Below are 22,706 nucleotides of genomic sequence, written 5' to 3'. Positions count from 1 at the left end.
TGTCAAGGCATATTTTTACCGGAGCCAGACAATACTAGTTTTGTATGAAGAAATTGCAGGAGGTAATGCCATGTATCGTTATTTACCAATACGAAAGGTATACGCCAGAGAAGTATTAGACTCCAGAGGAAATCCGACTGTGGAAGTGGAAGTGACAGTCGGTGAAGGAATAGTGGGAAAAGACGGGGTGACAGGAAGGGCGATCGTACCCTCCGGCGCATCTACGGGAAGATTTGAGGCAGTTGAGCTGAGAGACGGAGAAAAAAGGTATAGAGGCCTTGGTGTACAGAAGGCTGTGAACAATGTCAATGTGAAGCTGGCAGACGCTGTGCTTGGAGAAAACGCGCTGAGGCAGAGTCATATTGACAATCTCCTTCTGGAAGCAGACGGAACCGACAACAAGGAGCATATAGGTGCCAATGCGGTGCTGGGTGTGTCGCTGGCTGTGGCGAGAGCGGCTGCCAAAGCCCTGAAGCTTCCTCTTTATCAGTACCTCGGCGGATGTCACGCAAAGAGAATGCCGGTTCCCATGATGAATATATTAAACGGAGGAAAACATGCGGACAACACGGTAGACTTCCAGGAATTTATGATCATGCCGGTGGGAACAGAGAGCTTCCATGAAGGTCTGCGCATGTGTACAGAAATCTATCAGGCTCTGAAAAAGATACTGAAGGACAAAGAGTTATCCACAGGAGTAGGGGACGAGGGCGGCTTTGCGCCAAATCTGAGCAGTGCCGGGGAAGTATTTGAGATCCTGAATCAGGCTGTGGAAAAGTGCGGTTATGCACCGGGGGAACAGATCTGCTATGCTATGGATGCTGCGGCAAGCGAACTGTATGACCAGGAAAAAGACTGTTATTACTTTCCAGGGGAATCCCAGATGAACGGCAGTGAAGTACAGAGAAATTCCAGGGAAATGGTAGAATATTACCAGGAGCTGCTGGATAAATTTCCGATTGTCTCGATAGAGGACGGCTTACACGAGGATGACTGGGACGGATGGCAGCTCATGACGCAGGAGCTTGGTGAAAAGGTGCAGCTTGTGGGAGATGACCTGTTTGTCACGAACGTAAAACGACTCAAATGCGGTATTAAGTTAAACGCGGGAAATGCCATATTGGTGAAAGTAAACCAGATCGGCACTCTGACAGAGGCTATGGATGCTGTGGAAATGGCCCAGAAAGCAGGATATCGGGCAGTGATATCCCACCGCTCCGGTGAGAGTGAGGATACTTTTATTGCGGATCTGGCTGTTGCAGTGAATGCGGGACAGATCAAAACAGGTGCTCCTTGCCGTTCAGAACGTACAGCAAAATATAACAGACTTTTAAGGATTGAGGATTCTCTTGGCGCGCAGGCTTGTTATGAGACACCATTTGAGAGATAAAATCCCGAGACATCCGGCGCGATACAGAGCAGAATGCTCCGTATCTGTGCATCGCGAAGCGTGATACTGGGCACGCAGTGAACAGTAACTATAATATTTCCAGAAACAGGCTAAAATCGCTAAAAACAGTTGAAATCTCGGAAATACTGTGATACACTAATTTTGTTTGACGATTAGGAGGTGTAATCATGGAAATTTTGAGAATTGTACTGACGATTTTATTCGTTATTGATTGTATTGGGTTGACCGTTATTATTCTGATGCAGGAAGGAAAATCTCAGGGACTTGGCACAATTGCTGGTATGGCTGATACCTATTGGGGTAAAAACAAGGGCCGTTCTATGGAAGGGGCACTGGTTAAAGCCACTAAGATCATGGGAATTTTATTCTTTGTTCTGGCACTGGTTTTGAATCTGAAATTTTAAGAGATGGCACTCTTGCAGTCACGCAAGGGTGTCATATTTTTATAGGCGAAAGACGCCTTTAGTTAGGAGTAAATATTTGAAAAAAAATGCGCAGGTTAAGAAACGCAAAAAGATGCTGTATGAGATCATGTGCTGCAAGGAGTATACGCCTATGCGGGCGAAGGAACTTGCAGTGCTCTTACAGATTCCGGCAGGAAAAAGAGAGGAGCTTCATAAGACTCTGGACATGCTGCTGGAGGAAGGAAAAATAAGCATCAACAAGCGGGGCCGCTATGAGGCGGTGAGAAAAGAGAGCGGGAAGAAGGAAAAGGAACCTTCCCGTGAATATGAGAAGAAAAACAAAGCAAAACGTGAATTTTATCTGACAGGAACCTTTGTGGGCAATGCCAAGGGATTCGGCTTTGTGGAGGTGGAAGGTGAAGACGAGGATATTTTTATCCCCGAGGAACACACCGGTGATGCGCTCCACAAGGATACCGTACAGGTAAGAATCCTGAGAGAGGAAAGAGACGGAAGGCGCAGGGAAGGCGCAGTGGTCAAGGTACTGGAACACGGAATGAAAGAGGTTGTCGGCACATATGAGAAGAGTGACAGCTTTGGCTTCCTGGTTCCTGACAACAGAAAATTTTCAAAAGATATTTTTATCCCCATGGAACACTCCATGGGTGCTGTCAGCGGTGATAAAGTAGTGGCGGCTATCCGCAGTTACGGCAGCAGAAGCAGAAACCCGGAGGGAAAGGTGAAGGAGATTCTGGGCCATCTGGGTGAAAAGGGCGTGGATGTCATGTCTGTGGCCAGAAGCTATGACCTGCCCATGGAGTTTCCGGAAAAGGTGCTGAACCAGGCGGAAAGAATCAGGGAAACCCTCAATGAGGGTGACTATTACGGACGCATGGATTTGAGGGACTGGACCATGGTCACCATTGACGGGGAAGATGCAAAGGATCTGGATGATGCGGTGTCTATTACGAAAGAGGGAGAGTTCTATCATCTGGGCGTGCATATTGCCGATGTGAGCAATTATGTACAATACAACAGTGCCCTTGACAGAGAGGCACTGAAAAGAGGAACCAGTGTCTACCTGGTTGACCGTGTCATTCCCATGCTCCCCAAGAAGCTGTCCAATGGCATCTGTTCCCTGAATGCAGGGGAAGACCGCCTGGCACTCAGTTGTCTCATGGATATTGATAAGAAGGGAAATGTGATTGGGCATAAGATCGCAGAGACTGTCATTCATGTGGACAGAAGGATGACATATACGAATGTGAAAAAAATCCTGCTCCACGAGGATGAGGAGGTTACCGGGGAATACGCGGAACTGGCCCCCATGTTTTTCCTTATGCAGGAATTATCAGGGATATTGAGAAAGAAAAGAGGAAAACGGGGAGCTATTGACTTTGATTTCCCGGAAAGCAAGATAAAGCTGGATGAAAACGGCAGGCCTACAGAGATATATCCCTATGAACAGAATGTGGCAACAGAAATTATCGAAGATTTTATGCTGCTGGCGAATGAGACGGTTGCGGAGGAATATTATTTCAGGGAGATTCCCTTTGTGTACAGAACGCACGATAATCCGGACCCGGAGAAGATGGAGGCAGTGCTTTCCATGATACGCGGAACGGGGATCAAAGTGAAAAAGGCAAAGCAGGAGATCCATCCAAAAGAAGTGCAGCGGATTCTGGATGAAATCGAGGGAATGGATTGTGAACCTTTCTTTTCCAGATTGCTTCTGCGCTCCATGAAGCAGGCAAAATACACCACTGACTGCAGCGGGCACTTTGGACTGGCAGCCAGATATTACTGCCATTTTACCTCTCCGATCAGGAGATACCCGGACCTGCAGATACACAGGATCATCAAGGAGACTATCCATGGAAGAATGACCCAGGATAAGAAAAAACATTATGGGGATCTCCTGGACGCGGTTGCCAATCAGTCCAGCACCTTGGAGCGCAGAGCAGAGGAAGTGGAGCGGGAAACTGTGAAGATGAAGAAAGCAGAATACATGGAATCCCATCTGGGCGAAATCTTTGAGGGCACCATATCCGGCGTTATGGAATGGGGCTTTTACGTGGAACTGTCAAATACAGTGGAAGGGCTGGTGCATGTCAATACACTGACCGATGACTACTATATCTTCGACAGGGAGCATTACAGCCTGACCGGCGAAATGACAAAAAGACAATATATCATGGGACAGAAAGTAAAGGTGCGGGTTGAAAATGCGGATATTGTCACAAAAGCAGTGGATTTTTCACCTGTGATCGGGGAAAGTGAAGAAATGGTGAGAGGAAAGGATTAAAATTATGGGAAAAGAATCAGGGATTCGTCTGATCGCAAACAATAAAAAAGCCTATCATGATTATTTTATAGAAGATACCTATGAGGCGGGTATCGAGCTTGCAGGCACTGAGGTAAAGTCCATGCGCATGGGAAAATGCAGCATTAAGGAGTCCTTTATTCAGATTGACAGAGGCGAGGTCTTTATCTACGGCATGCATATCAGCCCTTATGAGAAAGGAAATATCTTCAATAAAGATCCTCTGAGAACCAGAAAGCTTCTCCTGCACCAGTATGAGATTCGTAAGATTGCAGGAAAAATAGCAGAGAAGGGTTATACCCTGGTACCGCTTAAGGTTTACTTCAAAGGCAGCCTTGTGAAAGTGGAAATCGGCATCGCAAAAGGCAAGAAGCTGTATGACAAGAGGCAGGACATTGCCAAGAAGGATCAGAAAAGAGAAGCTGAGCGGGAATTTAAAGTAAAAAACTTATAAAAAAGCGCGGGAATAAATTCAGTGAAAAGCGAGGAAACCAACATGAAATTTTGTGATATGCCGTATGAGAGAATTGACTTTGGAAAAGTAAAAGAGGAACTGCTGGGACTGATGAAGGCATTTGAAATGGCAGAAAGTGCACAGGAACAGTTTGAGAACCACAAAAAGTATTATGCCCTCTCTGACCGGGTTTCCACACAGGTCACCCTGGCATCCATCCGGCACAGCATGGATACCACAGATGCGTTTTATGAAGAAGAAAAGGCTTACTACGATGAACAGGTGCCTGCTTACAGCAACCTGTCTGTGGAGTATTTGAAACTGCTGTATCATTCCCGGTTCAGGGAAGAGCTGGAGCAGATCATCGGGCCTGTAGCATTTAAAAATATGGAGCTTTCCTTCCGCTGCGTAAATGAATCCGTGATACCGATCATGCAGGAGGAAAACGCGCTGGTGACAGAATATGAAAAACTCCTGGCCAGTGCCAAAATAGACTGGGATGGGGAAATATTAAATCTGTCTCTTTTAGGTCCTTATCTCAAGCATAAAGACCCGGAAGTCCGAAGACGGGCATATGAAAAGCAGAATGCATTCTTCATGGGTATTGCGGATAAACTGGATGAGCTGTACGACAAGCTGGTAAAGAACAGGACACGCCAGGCAAAAGAGCTGGGCTTTGAGAGTTATACAGAGCTGGGATATCTGCGTATGCAGCGGAACAGCTACCAGAGAGAACAGGTGGAAAATCTGAGACGGCAGGTAAAAGAGGTCTTTGTGCCATTTGCGGAGAGTCTGTATGAGAACAGAAGAGAGCGCCTGGGTCTGGATAAGATGTATTTTTCAGATGAACAGGTCTATGGAAAGGATGGAAATCCCCAGCCGTTTGGGACACCGGAAGAGATTCTGGAAGCCGGACAGAAAATGTACGGAGAGCTTTCAAAAGAGACAAGGGAATTTTTTGACTTCATGATGGAGAACGAGCTTCTGGATGTGTTCGGTAGAAAGACAAAGGCAGTGGGCGGATATATGACATATATACCGGATTATAAATCTCCGTTTATTTTTGCCAATTTTAACGGAACCAGTGATGATGTGAATGTCATTACACACGAGTGCGGGCATGCTTTTCAGGGGTATCTGGCATCAGAGGACCCTATTCGGGAGCATGCTGATATCGGTATGGAGACTGCAGAGATCCATTCCATGTCAATGGAGTTTTTCACGGAGCCTTGGTATCCTCTGTTTTTTGCCGGAGTCAAGGCTGAGGCATACCGGGAGATGCATCTGGAAGATGCGGTATTATTCATTCCCTACGGCTGTATGGTGGATGAGTTCCAGCACAGGGTCTATGATGATCCGGATATGACGCCAAAGGAGAGAAAAGCCGTTTGGAAAGAGCTGGAGAAGACCTATAAACCGCATTTGGATTATGGCAGTCTGCAGTTCTTTGCAGAGGGCGGTTACTGGCAGCGGCAGCATCACATTTACAGCTTCCCTCTCTATTATATTGACTATGTGATTGCACAGCTCTGTGCCTTTGAGTTCAAAAATAAGATGCAGGAGAATTATGAGGAAGCGTGGAAAAGCTATCTGCAGCTCTGCAGACTGTCTGCTTCGGATTATTTTGAAAATCTTCTGCGGAAAGCCGGACTGCGCTCCCCCTTTGAGGATGGATGTATTCAGGAAATCGTGGATAAACTGAAGAAGGATATCACCAGGTAAGAAAAGCTGCGGCCGGGATAGGATTCCGGCCGCTGTAAAGCAGTGATCAGATGTATGCTATGACTTTCTTTGGCGGCACATAAGAAGATACGCAGCCAGCCAGATGATACTGTGCAGCAGAAGTACAAGGATGTATTCCTGCATATGTCCGCAGTATCCGTTTATAAGGTCCAGGATGCCATAAAAAGCAGCGCTTGAGGGAAGCAGATATGTTATGGTATGCAGGAAACTGTCTTCCGGAATGACCAGATAGAACAGCACCGGGGGTGCAAGGAACAGTATCATAACCATTTTAATACAGACAATCCCGGACATAAGCCCGTCTGAAAAATGTCCGATGAACAATCCCGCAAGAGCGGCAAGAAAAGCAGACAATAAAATGACCAGAAGCAGCGGGATTATCATATCCGGGGATATGCGTATGCAGATAAAGGCAGTAAGCGCGGCGGACAGAACGGCACCTATATATCCCAGAGAGAGTTTCTGCAGCATATAGCCCATCTTAGTCATAGGCATCACTTCATTCACAAATCCGATTCCCTCTTCCTTTTCATTGATCATATTCATAGCGTTGAACGTACATCCCATGAACAGAGCAGTTGCCATGGTGATGGCTGTCAGCAGCGGTTTTAAGCTGTCACTGCTGCCTCCCGGCACAATATCTATCTCGTAGGAGGAAAGTGCTGCCCGCTCCTCATACATCTTAGGAAGGGTATTTCCGATTACGGTATTTACTTCCAGTTCATCTCCGGAGAGAACGGCAGTGAGGCTGTCTCCGTTTTGGATCACACCGATAAACTGTGAGGCTGGCTGGTTGACTGCAGTTTCCATAGACTGTCTGTTTTCATACATTTCCAAACGCCCCATGCTGCGGAGCCAATGGACAGCGTCAGAGGTGAGGCTGTCTTTGACTGCGGCGAAACCTGTCTCACTGACTGAGGAGAAGTTTATACCTGACAGCAGGTTGACAGCCAGTCCTGCAAGGATGGGAAGCAGAAAGGTCAGGATACACATTTTATCGCGGCGGACATTTTTTAACTGAAAGGTTATTCCTGTCATGTTACCCCTCCTTTGCCATTTCATGTTTCAGAGTCCGGCAGACCAGCATAAACAGTGACAGAACCGCTGCTGCACAGACTGCATAATATATGTTGCCTGCAGGTTTCATGCCGAAATATGCGTTTTTCAGAGCCATAAACAAGTGATACATAGGATGGTATCTGATCCATTTCCAGGATATACCGGTCTGCCCCGCAAGAAAAACCGGTGTTGTGACAAATACGGCAAGTATTAGATACAGAAGGGAAAACTGCCGGAAACCCTGCAGGCATACGGCGCAGAAAAAACCTGTAAGTGCCATGACAACGGACAGAATACCTGCCTGGATCATAACAGCAGGCAGTACGGATAGTCCCTGTGAAACACCAAGATTAACTAAAGTCAGTAATGCCGCGAAGATCAAATCTGCCGCGAGAAAGAGCACCAGTTTGGAGAGCACTATGTAAGTCTGACTGACCGGCAGCGTACTGTGCACCCGGATGACACCCATCTGCTTTTCTTTAAACAGGGTGGAAGCCAGTCCGAGAAATCCCACTGCAGACAGTTCAAAGAAGAGAAATTCACAGGTGATCTCCCGCCTGTTTTTCATTTCCTTTGTATTGGTGCCTATGACTACAGTTTTCGTTTCAGAATCTGGGAAAAGCAGGGATACCGCATAGGCTGCCCTGCTGTTGTCGGTGCGCCTGATACCGGAGGAGACCATGTAGATGCGGGGAACACGGCCGGAGGCGTCAATCCCTACAGAATAACCGTCTGAACAGGCCTGATGCATTTGCTCTGCACTCTCTGATCTTATAGCTGCAGAGGAGGCAGTGCTCTGAACCCCCATGGGGTCATAGAGGTATACAGGGTAGATTTCCTGGTCCAAACGGACATAGACCAGGTTAATATAACAGGAATAGAGAATAAGGGATTCAAGTGCCAGCAGGAAAAATTTTGATGCCAGCATCAGGCGGAAATCTTTTTTGAGAAGAGAAAATACAACATATCTCATGAGATCAGCCCCTTCCCTGTATATTGGATAAAGATATCTTCCAAAGTGGGTTCCTTTGTATGGATACTGATGATTTTATCATGTGGGAAAGGGAAAACCCGGGATAGGCGGGACAGCTCCACGCTGACAGTACAGCGCTTATTTTCATAGAGATAAGTGACCTCTGCCATATTGCTGCTCTTTTGTTCTTTCAGCTTTTGCGGCGTATCCAGTGCATTGATCTCCCCGTCCGCTATAAATGCGACCCTGTCGCAAAGCAGGTCGGCATCCAGCATATTATGGGTGGTAAGAAAGACGGTAGTTCCTTTTCGGCGTTCCTCCTCAATGATTTTCCGAAACAGCACAGCTCCGGATGGATCAAGCCCGCTGGTCGGCTCATCCAGAAACAGCAGCCTGGGATTGGGTATCAGCGCTCTTGCCATGCTGACCCGCTGCCTCATGCCTTTTGAATAGGAAGATACCGGCTTTCGCAGAAAATCCTTTTTAAATTCCAGCATTTCCAAAAGTTCTGCAGCATTTCTGCGTCTTCCGGCGGGATAGAAAGAAGCAAAATAATTCAGATTGTCAAGAGCACTCAGATTTGTATACAGGTAAGGAAATTCAAAGAGCACACCGATCTGACTTCGGAAATCCATGGGATGTGCATCCGGTTTCTGCCCAAAAAGGAGTGCTTCGCCGCAATAACCGCCAAGAATCCCTGTCAGTATTTTCTGTGTTGTGGATTTGCCTGAACCGTTGGGCCCCAAAAAACCGAAAATTTCTCCGTCATCCACAGCAAACGTCAGACCGTGCAGCATTTCCCGGCCCTTTTTATAAGAAAAACGAAGATTCTTAACATCAATCATGATTCATCCCCCCATTTGTCGTTATCGAACTTTCTTTTTTCCACTCTGCGTTTGTTCCACCATCTCATAAATTTCACTTTCAGAGGTATGGAAAGTGCAAAAATCACGGCGATTATGAGCCACCAATACCATGCAAGACCAAAAAACATAAAATCACCTCCCTTGTATAAGATAGTCTATACAGGGAAGGTGAAGTCAGTGTGGGACTGCTGTGAAGTTCATGTGAAATAACTGTCCGCTGCAAAAGGGGAATCGTTGTCCGGGAATCATGTGATAATAGGGAAAGTAAAATAGAATTCCACTCCGTTCTTATGATTACGGACGCCATAGGAAACCCGGTATGCTGAGAGCACCTGGGCTACAATCGCCAGCCCCAGTCCGGAACCGCTGCCGGCAGTGTTCTGTCCGCGGTAGAACTTGGACCAGATTTTTGGAAGTTCCGGCTCCGGAATGGGGGCGCACTGATTGAACAGGGAAAAGGACACCTCCTTTTCAAAACAGCTTATAGTGAGGCGGATTTCACCGCCTTCCCGGACATTTTTTCTCGCATTTTCAATGAGATTGTCCAGCACCTGTTCCATGCGTTTTGAATCTGCCCGAATCAGAACAGGAGTATCAGGAAGCCGGTAAGTGAAATGGTAATTTCCGCCCGGGGTGCCGAGGAGCAGGCGTCCGGCACACGTCTCTGCCATTTCAATAAAATCAAAGGTTTCATCAGAAAGTTCCGCGGAACCGGACTCCAGTGCGGACAGATCCAGCAGGGATACCAGCATATGGCTGATCCGGTCTTCGGCAGATAGTATGGCATCCAGATACTGCTGTTTTTTTGTCTCATCCACCTCATCCTTTAAGCCTTCCGTATAAGCGCGTATGAGTCCAAGGGGTGTTTTCATCTGGTGTGACAGGTTATCGGTCAGCTCTTTTCTCTGAGCCTGCAGAAGACGCTCTTTCTGCACATCTTTTTCAAGCTGGATATTTGCCTGCTCCAGCTTTTGCAGTGCGTCCTGCAGATTGGCGGACATGGTATTCAGGCTTTGAGAGAGTCTGCCGAATTCGTCGTTGGAGTTTATGCGGCAGCGTGCTGTGAAGTCCAGATGTGCCATCCGCTCTGCCTCCCGGTTGATTTCGTTTAAGGGGGTGGAGATGAGGCGCCCCAGCAGAATATCCACACAGATGATAACGGCTGCCATAAGGCAGAACCATATGAGAAAAGAAAGACTGCTGTCTGCAGGCAGCTCCGAAGTGAGCAGATAGAATAAGACAATGGTTCCGCCCATGAGTTTTGAGAGCAAAAGTGTTTTTTTACGGATCGTGGTCAGTTGAAATGCAGATAGTATTTTTTTCATAGTCATACCTCAAACTTATAACCGGAACGGATGAGGGTTACAATATGCTCTCCTTCGCTGCCGAGCTTTTGGCGCAGAGTTTTGATGTGGGTATCCACAGTTCTTGTATTCCCTTCAAAATCATATCCCCAGATACGGTTGAGGAGCTGTTCCCGGGAAAAGACCTGGTTTTTGTTCAGCATGAAAAGGCGCAGCAGTTCAAATTCTTTATGGGTTAGTACAGTTTCCGTGCCGCTGACGGTAACTGTATGGGAGGAGAGCTGCAGCACTATGTCTCCGGCGCTTAGGATATCCTGCGGATGGACAGACGCAGCGCGGCGCAGGAGGGCATTGATTTTGGCGAGCAGTATTTTGGGACTGAAGGGCTTCGTGATATAATCGTCGGCGCCGTATTCATAGCCTTTTAATTTGTCTGTCTCGCTGTCTTTTGCCGTGAGAAATATAATAGGGATACTGCACATTTCCCTGGCGATCCGGCATACGGAAAAGCCGTCCAGATGGGGCATCATAATATCCAGGACAGCCAGATCCACAGGATTATTTTTCAGGATCGTCACAGCGTCTATGCCGTCATCTGCCGTTATACAGGTGTGTCCTCCGTGGCGCATATAGTCTGTCAGGATATCCTGCATACCTTTTTCATCCTCAGCAATTAAGATCAGTGCCATTTTTGTCTCCTTTTGTTTTTGTTCTTTAGTACAGGCTTTTATAACTGCCTGATCAGATTTTATTATATTACGTTCCAAAAGGGAATGCAAACAGAATGAAAAAGAGCTGCCCTATGCGGACAGCCCTATGTTACTGTTCACGGCAGAGCCGTAATCATTCATGGAAAAGTCCGCGGCGTTTTGCTTCAGCGGATATCTTGTCAAACAGCTCCTGTTCGTTCTGCGTCTGTTTAGGAACAGCTTCGCGTCTGACCGTTTCGGCGATCCACGCTTCAAATGCTTTGTCTGCCTTTTTATCAGAGTTTTCCAATCAAATCACCCCTGCCTCCATTATAAAACCGTAAGTCTGACAGATAAACTGGTAAATAATGGAAACAGCAGACTGCCATCCGAGGCAGTCTATTGATTCCGGTATACAGTGTAGGCGATAATATCTATAAATTCGCTGTTTGAGGGGCATCTGGAAAGCTTGTAACCGGACAGCTCCTGCAGATATGTTTTATTGTTGTCCCAGCACTTCTCGATCACAGTTCTTATGTCACGTTCTACACTGACTTTGGTAACCCCATACTTATGAGCAATGACAGGATAGACATCCTTTGTCACCTTGAGACATTCATCGTAATTCTCGGCAGCAATGTGAATTGCGTCCAGCAGATAGCGGTATCCTTTATATTTTGAAGTAATGCCAAATTGCCTTATGATTTTATCTTTTGTATGCATGATTATTTACCCTCCTCATATGTTCTATAATATTATAAAGGAGATTCGTATAGAGAAAGGAAAGTTCGACATTATAATGCAAAAAAAGACCTTCGTTACACTGAATGTACAAAGGGAATGAAAATGCAGAGTGTCCTGGAAATAAAAAAAGACCCGGATGCCGGTAAAACCAGGCATTCCGGGTAAAATAAAAGTGGAGCTGATAAGTCAATATCCGAACACTCCGGATTCGGATGGCACTATTAAGTGGACCTGGCGGGAATCGAACCCGCGTCCGAAAGTCTATCCCTTGAGGCATCTCCCATCACAGTCATTCTTTTAACATTCCCTCATACAACCGCCGGATGACAGGCTGATGTACTTAGTAGCTTCATGAATCTTTTACTTTCTCAAAGCTTTGAAAGTAAAGGGCCCTGCAAAGTCGATGCCGGATTCCCGGGCAGCAGGTGACCCGGGGCCGACAAGCTGCAATTAGGCAGCTAACGCTAAATTATTATTGTCTGCGTTTATATTTAAGTTCCAGGTTGTTGCGCAGTCCCGGAGTCTGCGGATGGCTTCCCCAACTTCAAAACCCCCGTCGAAACCAGTACAAGCCCATAACTGGACTTCACTGTGGAAGTATATTATAGAATAGCGTCTTTTTATGGTTTTGTCAAGGGAAAAGCGTAAAAAAATTGTTTTGTGCATAGGCGGGAAGCAGCAGGCTTGACAGATAAATCTGTCTGGGATAGACTGAATTTAAATGAATCACAAGGGGAAAGCAGGGGGAGGGCCCATGGGGGACAGTTTCCCTGCAGACAGAAGAGATGATGAAGTTATCAAATAAGAAAAGAAAGTATAGGAAGTTCTGGCACGGCTGTTTACTTCTTGGAATACTTCTGACTGCTCTGGCTGTGCCTGTCTGGGGACGGGCCGGCGGCGGAAGTTCGGGCGGAGGCGGCGGACACAGCGGAAGTTCCGGGGGAGGCAGTTACCACAGCGGCCGCTCCTCATCCCGCAGCAATCTGACGGGGAATATTCTTTTCGGGGTGAATGCTATTGTCGTTACCTGCGGCGGAGCAATCGCGTTTACAATAAAAGCCAAAAAAGCTGCTGCAAAAAGCAGAAATCTTATGCGCCAATATGAAAAAATCGGAGGAAACTGGGATTACCAGGAAGTACAGCGTCAGGTGGAGGAGGCTTATTATCAAATACAGGAGTGCTGGAGACGGATGGACGCCGGTTATGCGGCTGCCTATCTCAGTGAGGAACTGCTGGAAGATTTTAATATGAAGATTCAGTGGATGGAAGTGAGGGAGGAAGAAGTGGTACAGAAGCATGTAAAGCTTCTGAGCGCAGTGCCGGTAGGTGCCTATGACGAACTGGGAGAGGAGAATGACTGTATCTGGTATCTGATTCACGGCAGCATGGTGGGGTACTATATTAACAGGAACACAAAAATCTGTGTGCGCGGCAACACGAAAAAAGAGAGCTTTTATGAATACTGGAAATTTATTTACCGGAATGAGCGGTGGGTTCTCCAGGAGATCAGACAGCAGGATGAAATAGATATCAATCAGTTTGTATAAAAGCATTTGTTCACAAATTCAACAAATTTTTCTGCTATATTTAACTGAAATGGCAGGGATATTACGGTTTCTGCCGGCAGTATGAGTCAAACAGGTACATAAAAAACAGACAGAAATAGTCTGTAGGAATAGAGAGGGAACGGATATGGAAAAATGCAAAATACTGGTAGTGGATGATGAGAGCAGGATGCGCAAGCTGGTGCGCGATTTCCTAGTTAAGAAAGATTTTGAGGTGCTGGAGGCCGGCAACGGTGAGGAGGCACTGGATATATTTTATGCCACAAAGGACATTGCCCTTTTGATCCTGGATGTCATGATGCCGAAGATGGATGGCTGGGAGGTATGCAGGGAAATACGCAGGGAGTCAAAGGTGCCCATTATTATGCTGACAGCCAGGGGAGATGAGAGGGACGAGCTTCTGGGATTTGAGCTGGGCGTGGATGAGTATATTGCAAAGCCTTTCAGTCCGAAGATATTGGTTGCCAGGGTGGAGGCTATCCTGAGAAGAGCAAATATCTGCGGAAGCAGTGATGTTCTGTCAGCAGGCGGTATTGAGGTGAATAAGGCATCCCATATTGCAACCATTGACGGGCAGCCCATGGAGCTGAGTTATAAGGAATTTGAGCTGCTGACCTATTTCCTGGAAAACCAGGGAATTGCGCTTTCCAGGGAGAAGATTCTGAATTCTGTATGGAATTACGATTATTTTGGCGATGCCCGCACCATTGATACCCATGTAAAGAAACTTCGCAGTAAACTGGGGGACAAGGGTGAATACATCAAGACCATCTGGGGCATGGGATATAAGTTTGAGGTATAAGACATGAGAAAATCAATTAAGGTGCGTCTGGCAGTTTCTTTTATCGGGATCACGCTTTTGTCTCTTTTGTCCATAACGGCAGTAAACCGGCTGTTCTTGGAGAAATATTACATTTCCAGAAAAGCGGACTCGCTGGAAACGGTCTATAAAGCATTGAATGAGCAGGCCTTCAATGACCCGGAGGGCAGGACGCATCTGCAGGGGCTCTGTATTGAAAAGAATATATCCTGGGTACTCGTGGACGTGAGCTCTCAGGACTGGACCATCATAGCCAATGACGGCCGGAATCCGGATTTGCTGGCAACCAGGCTTCTCTTTGGATATATCTGGGGCATGATGCCGGAAAACAGGGAAGTCATCTCGGCAAATGATTCCTATACGCTGGAGCAGAACACAGATGATAAGGAAAATGTGGTGTATCTGGATATGTGGGGCGTGATGGAAAACCGAAACTGCGCGTTTCTGATTCGTATGCCCATGGCGAGTATCCGGGACAGTGTGGAAATCTCCAATATGTTTTACGTCTATATCGGGCTTCTCGTGATTATGATAAGCAGCGGGATCATCTGGTTTATGAGCAAGCGGATCACAAAGCCTCTTTTGGAACTGACGGAAATCTCCAGGCGTATGAGCAATCTTGATTTTGAGGCCAGATATGAAGGCGGCGGGGAGGATGAGATCGGCACTCTGGGGCAGAATTTTAATAAGATGTCCGAGGAGCTGGAACATACCATATCCGAGTTAAAGACCGCCAACAATGAGCTGCAGGAGGACATTGAGCAGAAGAAACAGATTGATGAGATGCGTAAGGAATTTCTCTCCAATGTATCCCATGAGCTGAAGACGCCCATCGCTCTGATCCAGGGCTATGCGGAGGGCCTGAAGGAGTGTATCAATGACGATGCGGAGAGCAGGGAATTTTACTGTGATGTCATTATGGACGAGTCTGCCAAAATGAACAATATGGTGAAAAAGCTGCTGTCTCTCAACCAACTGGAGTTCGGCAATGACCAGACTGCCATGGAACGTTTTGATCTGACGGACCTTGTGAGAGGCGTCGTGCAGTCTGCGCAGCTTCTGGCAGACCAGAAAGGCGCGCAGATTTCCTTCCCTCAGGATGAGCCTGTATATGTGTGGGGCGATGAGTTCAAGGTGGAGGAAGTGGTGACCAACTATGTGTCCAATGCCCTGAATCACGTGGATGGGGATATGAAGATCGAGGTGAAGATGAGAAGAAGGGACAATCATGTGCGTCTCTCCGTCTTCAACACAGGCAGACCCATTCCGGAGGAGGATCTTGATAAGATCTGGATAAAATTCTATAAAGTGGACAAAGCCCGTACCAGGGAATACGGCGGAAGCGGTATCGGTTTGTCAATTGTCAAGGCTATTATGGAGGGAATGCACCAGAAGTTCGGCGTTGTGAACTATGACAACGGGGTGGAATTCTGGTTTGAGCTGGAAGAAAAGTAACCGGGGGTTCTGCGACACCTCCTTGCATTTTTCGATGGATTCTGCTAAACTAGAGGACATGATAAAAATGCAGGAGGGATGTTTTTATGCCGCCTTTACAGGGAGAATGGCTGGAGGCTTTAAAGCCGGAGTTCGGAAAACCATATTATAAACAATTGTTCGCGAAGGTGGGGCAGGAATACCAGACAAGAAAGGTATTCCCCGCACCGGACGATATTTTCAATGCATTTCATTTTACCCCCTTGGACCAGGTGAAAGTGGTCATACTGGGACAGGATCCTTATCACAATGACGGACAGGCTCACGGCCTGTGTTTTTCTGTGAAGCCGGATGTGGAGATTCCTCCTTCCCTGGTGAATATTTACCAGGAACTGCAGGAGGACTGCGGCTGTTATATACCCAACAATGGATATCTGGAAAAATGGGCAAAGCAGGGCGTACTGCTTCTGAATACAGTGCTGACTGTGCGCGCCCATCAGGCAAATTCCCACAGAGGGATCGGCTGGGAGGAGTTTACGGACGCAGCAATCCGTATTCTGGATGAACAGGACAGGCCCATGGTATTTCTTTTATGGGGAAGACCGGCGCAGATGAAAAAGAGTATGCTGCACAATCCCGGCCACCTGATCCTGGAAGCACCTCATCCCAGTCCGCTGTCTGCGTTCCGCGGATTTTTCGGATGCCGTCATTTCAGCAAGGCAAATGCTTTTCTGCAGGAGCATGGCCTGGAGCCAATTGACTGGCAGATAGAAAACAGATAGAGGAATTTGGACAAATGGGTAAAAAGAATAGTAATACATTAGTAAAAAACGCGTCTTTCTTAATGGTCGCAGCACTGATTTCAAAGATCATCGGAATGATTTATAAAAGTCCGCTGTCTTCTCTTTTGGGAAGAGAGAGCTTTGCCTGCTTTCAGTTTGCGCAGAATGTCTATTTTATTCTGTTGATGATCGCATCCTTCAGTATTCCGCAGGCTGTATCCAAGATCATGTCAGAGAGAATCGCATTCAAACGGTACAGGGACGCGCAGAGGGTTTTTAAAGGTGCCCTTTTATATGCAGTCATAGCAGGAGGCATTGTGGCGCTCATATGTGTGTTCGGCGCTTCTGTCTTAGTGCCGGACAGTGTGGCAAATGCCAGACTGGCACTTCAGATGCTGGCCCCCACCATTTTCATTTCGGGTATCCTGGGTGTGTTCCGCGGATATTTCCAGGCTTACAGGAATATGATGCCCACGTCGATCTCACAGATCGTGGAGCAGATAGCAGTTGCGGTAGTGGCGCTTTTGATGGCAAACTTTATGGTTCACCATTTCGCAGGCGCAGGTGAGGATACGCTGCAGAGATGGAGTGCAGCCGGAGCGACCATCGGTACGGGCGCAGGCGTTACGGCAGCGCTTCTTTTTATGCTGTTTGTATACAGTGTGAACAGGAAGACCATCAACCGCCGGATTGCCAGGGACAAAGTGTCTGTGGATGAGAGTTATCAGCAGGTTATGAGAAACATTGTGCTGATTGTGGCTCCCATTATTCTCAGCGCCTTTATTTACAATGTGAACGGCTATATCAATGGTGTGATGTACACAAGCATTTCCGATTTCAGAGGGATGGACAACAGCCAGGTGAAGGTGCTGTACGCGGAGTTTGGATTTTTCATGACGCTGATCAATATCCCCCTGACACTGGCAAGTACGGCGCCAACCTCCATGATTCCGGAGGTCTCCGCCCACTATGCCACCGGTGATGTGAAGGGGGCTATTGAAAAGATAAACAATGCCACATGGATCAGTATGCTGATTTCCATGCCGGCCTCTGTGGGTCTTGCTGTGCTGGCACAGCCGGTGACCTCCCTGCTGTTCCCCTCCACAGAAGGCGTGGCAGGACAGCTCATGGTGCTCGGTGTCATCACGGTTATTTTAAACAGTACATCCAATATATCAAATGGTGTGCTGCAGGGAATCGGAAGGGCCAATATTCCTATGATCAACGCGGCTGTTTCCCTGGCTGTGGACGTGGTTTTTCTTGCGGTACTGCTGTTTTTCACCAATGCGGGCATCTATGCCGTGGTTATTGCCATGATTGTCTATGCCATAGTGATGTGTGTGCTCAATGACAGGGCGCTGAAGAAATATCTGGGATATCAGAATCCCTGGAGATATGCTTATCTGCCTCCGCTTTTAGCTACCATTCCCATGGGAGCAGTGGCATTCGGGGTGTACAAGGGAGTGCGGTTTCTGGCAAAAGCTCTGCCCCATTCCAATTTGCTGGCATTGATTCCCTCCATTGCGCTGGCTGTTGCTGTGTATTTTATTGCATATCTCTTTATTGCGAAACCATCCAGACAGGAACTTTTGTCTCTGCCGGGAGGAACAAAGCTGGCTGTGCTGGCTCAGAAACTGAAGATCATTTAAGAAAAATAAATCTGCAAACAGAAAAAAGCTTTCGGGCCGCATAGAAGACGGCGGCCCGAAGGCTTTTTTTTATATTCCGGAGCATTTACATTTTTTTGAATGCAGTGGAGAGCATCAGCTTAATACGATTTAACTGGTTTACCTCGCTGGCTCCCGGGTCATAGTCAATGGCAACGATATTGGCGTCAGGGTAATCCTTGCGGATGGCCTTGATGACACCTTTGCCCACAATATGGTTAGGCAGGCAGCCAAATGGCTGGGTACATACAATATTGGGCGCTCCGCTGTGGATCAGCTCCATCATTTCTCCGGTCAGGAACCAGCCTTCCCCGGTCTGGTTGCCGATGGACACAATGGGTGCTGCCATTTTTGCCAGATCTTCAATGCTGGCAGAGGGCGTAAAGTGCCTGCTTTTGGCAAATTCTTTGTTGGCGGCGCCTCTGATAAACTCAATGGCTTTGATACCCAGATTGGCGGTTTTCGCGGAAGATTTCTTGAAGCCGAGATATTTTGCCTTAAAGTTCTGGTTGTAGAAACAGTAGCATAAAAAGTCTATGAGATCAGGGCATACAGGCTCTGCGCCTTCTTTTTCCAGAAGTTCTGCCAGATGATTGTTGGCAGCCGGAAGGAATTTGACCAGAATCTCACCTACAATGCCGACCCTCGGTTTTTTCTCACCGGTGATGGGGAGAGTATCAAACTCCCGAATCATCTGGCGGCAGATACGGTTAAACTGTCCGAAGGTGATATGTTTCGCGCTCAGGAAACGGATGCAGCGTTTCTCCCATTTGCGGTGCAGGGCATTTGCGGAGCCTTTGACTGCTTCGTAGGGGCGCATGCGGTAAATGCATTTCATCAGGATATCACCGAACACTGCGCCGAAAGCCAGCCTGGTGGCCAGTTTTGCCGTGATCTTAAATCCCGGATTTTCTTCCAGCCCGCTTAAGTTGATGGAGATGACCGGTATGTAGGACATGTTTGCCTTGGCAAGTGCCCTTCGGATAAATCCGATGTAATTGGAGGCACGGCAACCGCCTCCTGTCTGTGACATGATGATCGCTACCTTGTGCAGATCGTATTTGCCTGACAGAAGTGCCTGCATGATCTGGCCCACCACCATGAGGGAAGGATAGCAGGCATCATTGTTCACATATTTTAAGCCTACATCCACGGCTTCCTTGTTGTCATTGGGAAGCACCTCCAGATTGTATCCGCTGGCGTTGAAAGCTGCCTGCAGGATAGAAAAATGGATGGGTGACATCTGGGGGCAGAGAATGGTATATTTTTTTCTCATTTCCGGTGTGAACACCACCTTTTTGATGGAGGAGGGTGATATTTTCCGTTTGATATGCTGCTCTTCCTTGACGCGGAGGGCAGCAATCAGGGAGCGGACACGGATACGGGCAGCGCCCAGGTTGTTTACCTCATCAATTTTCAGGCAGGTGTAGATCTTGCCGCTGCCAGCCAGAATTTCATTTACCTGGTCAGTGGTCACGGCATCCAGGCCGCAGCCAAAGGAGTTTAACTGGATCAGATCCAGATTATCTTTTTCCTTCACAAAGTTGGCAGCCGCATAAAGTCTGGTGTGGTACATCCACTGGTCATTGACACGAAGCGGGCGTTCAATGGGAGCCAGATGGGAAACGGAATCCTCAGTCAGTACGGCGATACCGTAGGAATTGATCAGATCCGGGATGCCGTGATGGATTTCCGGATCAATGTGGTATGGCCTTCCTGCCAGCACAATGCCGTGTCTTCCTGTCTTATCCAGGTAGCGCAGGGTTTCCTCGCCCTTTCGGCGGATATCCTCCCGGCATCTGGCCATTTCCTTCCAGGCAGCGTGGGCGGCGTCAGAGACTTCCGTGGAGGGGATGTTTTGGAATTCTTCCAGCAGTCGCTCTGTGATGGTCTCCTCATTCGTCATGGCTAAAAACGGATTGTGGAATTTGATTTCCGGGTCATTCAGCTCGTCAATGTTATTCTTAATATTTTCCGCGTAGGAGGTGACGATCGGACAGTTATAATGGTTGATGGAGTCCTCAAATTCCTCACGCTCGTATGGGATACAGGGGTAGAAAATGTATTTCACGCCCTGTTTGATCAGCCATGACACATGACCGTGGGCCAGCTTGGCCGGGTAGCACTCGGACTCACTGGGGATGGACTCAATGCCCAGCTCATAAATCTTTCTTGTGGAGGTGGGAGAAAGCACCACCTGATATCCCAGTCTGGTGAAGAAGGTATACCAGAAGGGATAATTTTCAAACATGTTGAGGACCCTGGGGATTCCCACTTTTCCTCTGGGGGCTTTGTCCTCTGTCAGCGGTTCATAGGAGAACAGCATTTTATATTTATAGTCAAACAGGTTGGGAATATGATCCTTGTTCTTCTCCTTGCCGATGCCGCGCTCGCAGCGGTTGCCGGAAATGAACTGGCGTCCGCCTGAGAATTTGTTAATGGTCAGACGGCAGTTGTTGGTACAGCCCTTACAGTTTGCCATAGTGGTCTTATACTGAAGGCTGTTGATCTTCTCAATGGGCAGCATGGTAGTGTCCTGTCCTGCCGTATAGCGCTCTCTGGCGATCAGGGCAGCACCGAAAGCTCCCATGATCCCGGCAATATCCGGACGGATGGCCTCACAGCCGGCAATACGCTCAAAGCTTCTTAAAACAGCATCATTATAGAAGGTTCCGCCCTGTACCACAATGTGTTTTCCAAGTTCGGAGGCATCGGATACCTTGATTACCTTATACAGTGCGTTCTTGATAACAGAATAAGCCAGGCCCGCTGAGATATCCGACACCTCGGCACCCTCCTTCTGTGCCTGTTTTACCTTGGAATTCATGAAAACAGTACATCGTGTTCCAAGGTCAATGGGGTTTTTGGCAAACAAGGCAGCTTTTGCGAAATCCTGCACACTGTAGTTCAGGGAGTTTGCAAAAGTCTCAATAAAGGAGCCGCAGCCGGAGGAGCAGGCTTCGTTGAGCTGCACACTGTCTACGGTCTTGTTCTTTATCTTGATACATTTCATATCCTGTCCGCCGATATCCAGGATGCAGTCCACCTCCGGGTCAAAGAAGGCAGCAGCATAATAGTGGGAAACAGTCTCCACTTCCCCTTCGTCCAGAAGGAGAGCGGCTTTTATCAGTGCCTCGCCGTATCCGGTGGAGCAGGAGTATGCGATCCTTGCTTCCCGCGGAAGGTGGCTGTAAATCTCCTGGATGGCGCGGATACTGGTAGCCAGGGGATTGCCGTTATTGTTGCTGTAGAAGGAATAGAGCAGGGAACCATCCTCACCGACCAGGGCTGCCTTTGTTGTGGTGGAACCCGCGTCAATGCCCAGATAACAGTTTCCGCTGTAGCTGGAAATGTCTCCGGTTATGACATTGTAGTGGCTCTGGCGCTCATTGAATTTGTCATAATCCTCCCTGGAGGCGAACAGAGGCTCCATACGGTTCACCTCAAATTCCATATGTATATTGGCTGACAGCCTGTCGCGCATGGCAGTGACAGAGACAGCAGGCGCTTCTTTTTTCGCATTCAGCGCGGAACCGATAGCCGCGAACAGATGGGAATTGTCAGGCACAATAGTGTGCTCCTCATCCAGCTTCAGTGTGCGGATAAATGCTGTCTTGAGTTCAGATAAAAAGTGAAGCGGACCGCCCAGAAATGCCACATGGCCGCGGATGGGTTTCCCGCAGGCAAGACCGCTGATAGTCTGGTTTACCACAGCCTGGAAAATGGAGGCGGAAAGGTCTTCTTTGGTGGCGCCCTCATTGATCAGCGGCTGGATGTCTGTCTTGGCGAACACACCGCAGCGGGCTGCAATGGGATAGAGGGCTTTGTAATTCTTTGCGTACTCATTCAGCCCCGCAGCATCTGTCTGCAGCAGAGAAGCCATCTGGTCAATAAAAGAGCCGGTACCGCCGGCGCAGATACCATTCATACGCTGTTCAATATTTCCACCCTCAAAGTAAATGATCTTTGCATCCTCACCGCCCAGCTCTATAGCCACGTCGGTTTTGGGGGCCAGTTCCTGTAAGGAGGAGGATACAGCGATAACCTCCTGTACAAAGGGAACCTCCAGATGCTTTGCAAGTGTCAGTCCGCCGGAACCGGTGATGACCGGGAGGACTGAAAATTCCCCCAATTGTCTGTATGCCTTGTCAAGCAGCCCAGCCAGTGTATTCTGAATGTCTGCAAAGTGGCGTTCATAATCAGAGAAAAGGATTTCTTTTTCTTCATTTAAAACTGCAATTTTTACCGTGGTGGAACCGATATCAATGCCAAGACGGTATGCGGCTGCAGTATTTTTATTATCTGCTGACATAGTCAGGAGACCTCCTTCATAAAAAATGGACGGTTTTCACGCCGTCATATATGCGTTTCTTCTTATTTATATAGTGCTATAGAAAATCATTTAACATTATACGACAATATTTCTAAAAATACAATTGCTATTTTGAAATTGGATTATTTTAGTTAT

At 47.6% G+C, this 22,706-nt stretch carries 19 protein-coding genes and 1 other RNA gene; 10 read left to right on the top strand and 10 right to left on the bottom strand.

The window, feature by feature from the left end; all coding sequences use genetic code 11:
- Positions 1-70: 70 nt before the first annotated feature.
- The 5 genes from eno to V8Q34_RS15615 all read left to right on the top strand — a co-directional run bounded on the left by eno (position 71) and on the right by V8Q34_RS15615 (position 6,314).
- On the top strand, positions 71-1,390 hold the full coding sequence (eno, locus tag V8Q34_RS15635) for a phosphopyruvate hydratase (RefSeq protein ID WP_033141141.1): 1,320 nt from the start codon (positions 71-73) through the stop codon (positions 1,388-1,390).
- Positions 1,391-1,578: 188 nt separating this feature from the next.
- Positions 1,579-1,815: a preprotein translocase subunit SecG gene (gene secG / locus V8Q34_RS15630; RefSeq protein WP_018596465.1), complete on the top strand. Its 237-nt coding sequence runs from the start codon at positions 1,579-1,581 to the stop codon at positions 1,813-1,815.
- 112 nt (positions 1,816-1,927) lie between these two features.
- Positions 1,928-4,120, top strand: coding sequence for a ribonuclease R (gene rnr / locus V8Q34_RS15625; RefSeq protein ID WP_033141177.1), 2,193 nt, complete (start codon positions 1,928-1,930; stop codon positions 4,118-4,120).
- A 4-nt stretch (positions 4,121-4,124) separates the two neighbouring features.
- Positions 4,125-4,592: an SsrA-binding protein SmpB gene (gene smpB / locus V8Q34_RS15620; RefSeq protein ID WP_335835873.1), complete on the top strand. Its 468-nt coding sequence runs from the start codon at positions 4,125-4,127 to the stop codon at positions 4,590-4,592.
- A gap of 42 nt (positions 4,593-4,634) precedes the next feature.
- A complete protein-coding gene (locus V8Q34_RS15615) occupies positions 4,635-6,314 on the top strand; it encodes a M3 family oligoendopeptidase (RefSeq protein WP_335835872.1) in 1,680 nt (559 codons plus the stop codon).
- A 57-nt stretch (positions 6,315-6,371) separates the two neighbouring features.
- Here V8Q34_RS15615 and V8Q34_RS15610 read toward each other — a convergent pair whose 3' ends face one another.
- From V8Q34_RS15610 to ssrA, 9 genes are all read right to left on the bottom strand, one after another.
- A complete protein-coding gene (locus V8Q34_RS15610) occupies positions 6,372-7,373 on the bottom strand; it encodes an ABC transporter permease (protein ID WP_335835871.1) in 1,002 nt (333 codons plus the stop codon).
- A gap of 1 nt (position 7,374) precedes the next feature.
- A complete protein-coding gene (locus V8Q34_RS15605; RefSeq protein ID WP_335835870.1) occupies positions 7,375-8,367 on the bottom strand; it encodes an ABC transporter permease in 993 nt (330 codons plus the stop codon).
- The gene (locus V8Q34_RS15600) at positions 8,364-9,212 is read right to left on the bottom strand and encodes an ABC transporter ATP-binding protein (protein ID WP_335835869.1); all 849 of its coding nucleotides are present in this window, start codon (positions 9,210-9,212) and stop codon (positions 8,364-8,366) included. The genes V8Q34_RS15605 and V8Q34_RS15600 overlap by 4 nt, the downstream gene beginning before the upstream one ends.
- Positions 9,209-9,361, bottom strand: coding sequence for a hypothetical protein (locus tag V8Q34_RS15595; protein ID WP_181014410.1), 153 nt, complete (start codon positions 9,359-9,361; stop codon positions 9,209-9,211). Before V8Q34_RS15595 ends, V8Q34_RS15600 begins: the two co-directional genes overlap by 4 nt.
- A 117-nt stretch (positions 9,362-9,478) precedes the next feature.
- The gene (locus tag V8Q34_RS15590; RefSeq protein WP_331526363.1) at positions 9,479-10,558 is read right to left on the bottom strand and encodes a sensor histidine kinase; all 1,080 of its coding nucleotides are present in this window, start codon (positions 10,556-10,558) and stop codon (positions 9,479-9,481) included.
- Positions 10,559-10,560: 2 nt separating this feature from the next.
- The gene (locus V8Q34_RS15585) at positions 10,561-11,226 is read right to left on the bottom strand and encodes a response regulator transcription factor (RefSeq protein ID WP_054352358.1); all 666 of its coding nucleotides are present in this window, start codon (positions 11,224-11,226) and stop codon (positions 10,561-10,563) included.
- A gap of 154 nt (positions 11,227-11,380) precedes the next feature.
- Positions 11,381-11,536 (bottom strand): hypothetical protein, encoded by a 156-nt coding sequence (locus tag V8Q34_RS15580; protein WP_335835868.1) that lies wholly within the window; start codon positions 11,534-11,536, stop codon positions 11,381-11,383.
- An 89-nt stretch (positions 11,537-11,625) separates the two neighbouring features.
- Positions 11,626-11,949: a sporulation initiation factor Spo0A C-terminal domain-containing protein gene (locus tag V8Q34_RS15575; protein ID WP_033141133.1), complete on the bottom strand. Its 324-nt coding sequence runs from the start codon at positions 11,947-11,949 to the stop codon at positions 11,626-11,628.
- 244 nt (positions 11,950-12,193) lie between these two features.
- Positions 12,194-12,545: a transfer-messenger RNA gene (ssrA, locus tag V8Q34_RS15570) on the bottom strand.
- A 210-nt stretch (positions 12,546-12,755) separates the two neighbouring features.
- Here ssrA and V8Q34_RS15565 point away from each other — a divergent pair.
- The 5 genes from V8Q34_RS15565 (at position 12,756) to V8Q34_RS15545 (ending at position 18,220) form a co-directional block, all read left to right on the top strand.
- Positions 12,756-13,517 carry a Tim44 domain-containing protein gene (locus V8Q34_RS15565; RefSeq protein ID WP_335835867.1) on the top strand — a complete coding sequence of 254 codons (762 nt, stop codon included), beginning with the start codon at positions 12,756-12,758 and terminating at the stop codon, positions 13,515-13,517.
- A gap of 145 nt (positions 13,518-13,662) precedes the next feature.
- On the top strand, positions 13,663-14,337 hold the full coding sequence (locus tag V8Q34_RS15560) for a response regulator transcription factor (RefSeq protein WP_054352361.1): 675 nt from the start codon (positions 13,663-13,665) through the stop codon (positions 14,335-14,337).
- 3 nt (positions 14,338-14,340) lie between these two features.
- On the top strand, positions 14,341-15,810 hold the full coding sequence (locus V8Q34_RS15555; protein ID WP_033141131.1) for a sensor histidine kinase: 1,470 nt from the start codon (positions 14,341-14,343) through the stop codon (positions 15,808-15,810).
- Between the two features lie 86 nt (positions 15,811-15,896).
- The gene (gene ung / locus V8Q34_RS15550) at positions 15,897-16,571 is read left to right on the top strand and encodes a uracil-DNA glycosylase (RefSeq protein WP_103731378.1); all 675 of its coding nucleotides are present in this window, start codon (positions 15,897-15,899) and stop codon (positions 16,569-16,571) included.
- 14 nt (positions 16,572-16,585) lie between these two features.
- Complete coding sequence (locus V8Q34_RS15545) at positions 16,586-18,220, top strand: putative polysaccharide biosynthesis protein (protein ID WP_335835866.1); 1,635 nt, start codon at positions 16,586-16,588, stop codon at positions 18,218-18,220.
- A gap of 85 nt (positions 18,221-18,305) precedes the next feature.
- Here the strand turns inward: V8Q34_RS15545 and V8Q34_RS15540 are convergent, their stop codons facing one another.
- Positions 18,306-22,550 (bottom strand): 2-hydroxyacyl-CoA dehydratase, encoded by a 4,245-nt coding sequence (locus tag V8Q34_RS15540; RefSeq protein ID WP_227243697.1) that lies wholly within the window; start codon positions 22,548-22,550, stop codon positions 18,306-18,308.
- Between the last annotated feature and the right edge of the window lie 156 nt (positions 22,551-22,706).

Origin of the sequence: Blautia sp. JLR.GB0024 (assembly GCF_037000545.1) — a bacterium.
GTDB classification, from domain to species: domain Bacteria; phylum Bacillota; class Clostridia; order Lachnospirales; family Lachnospiraceae; genus Blautia; species Blautia celeris.
Note: the sequence above shows the minus strand (reverse complement) of the source record. Positions and strands in the feature narration are given on the sequence as shown.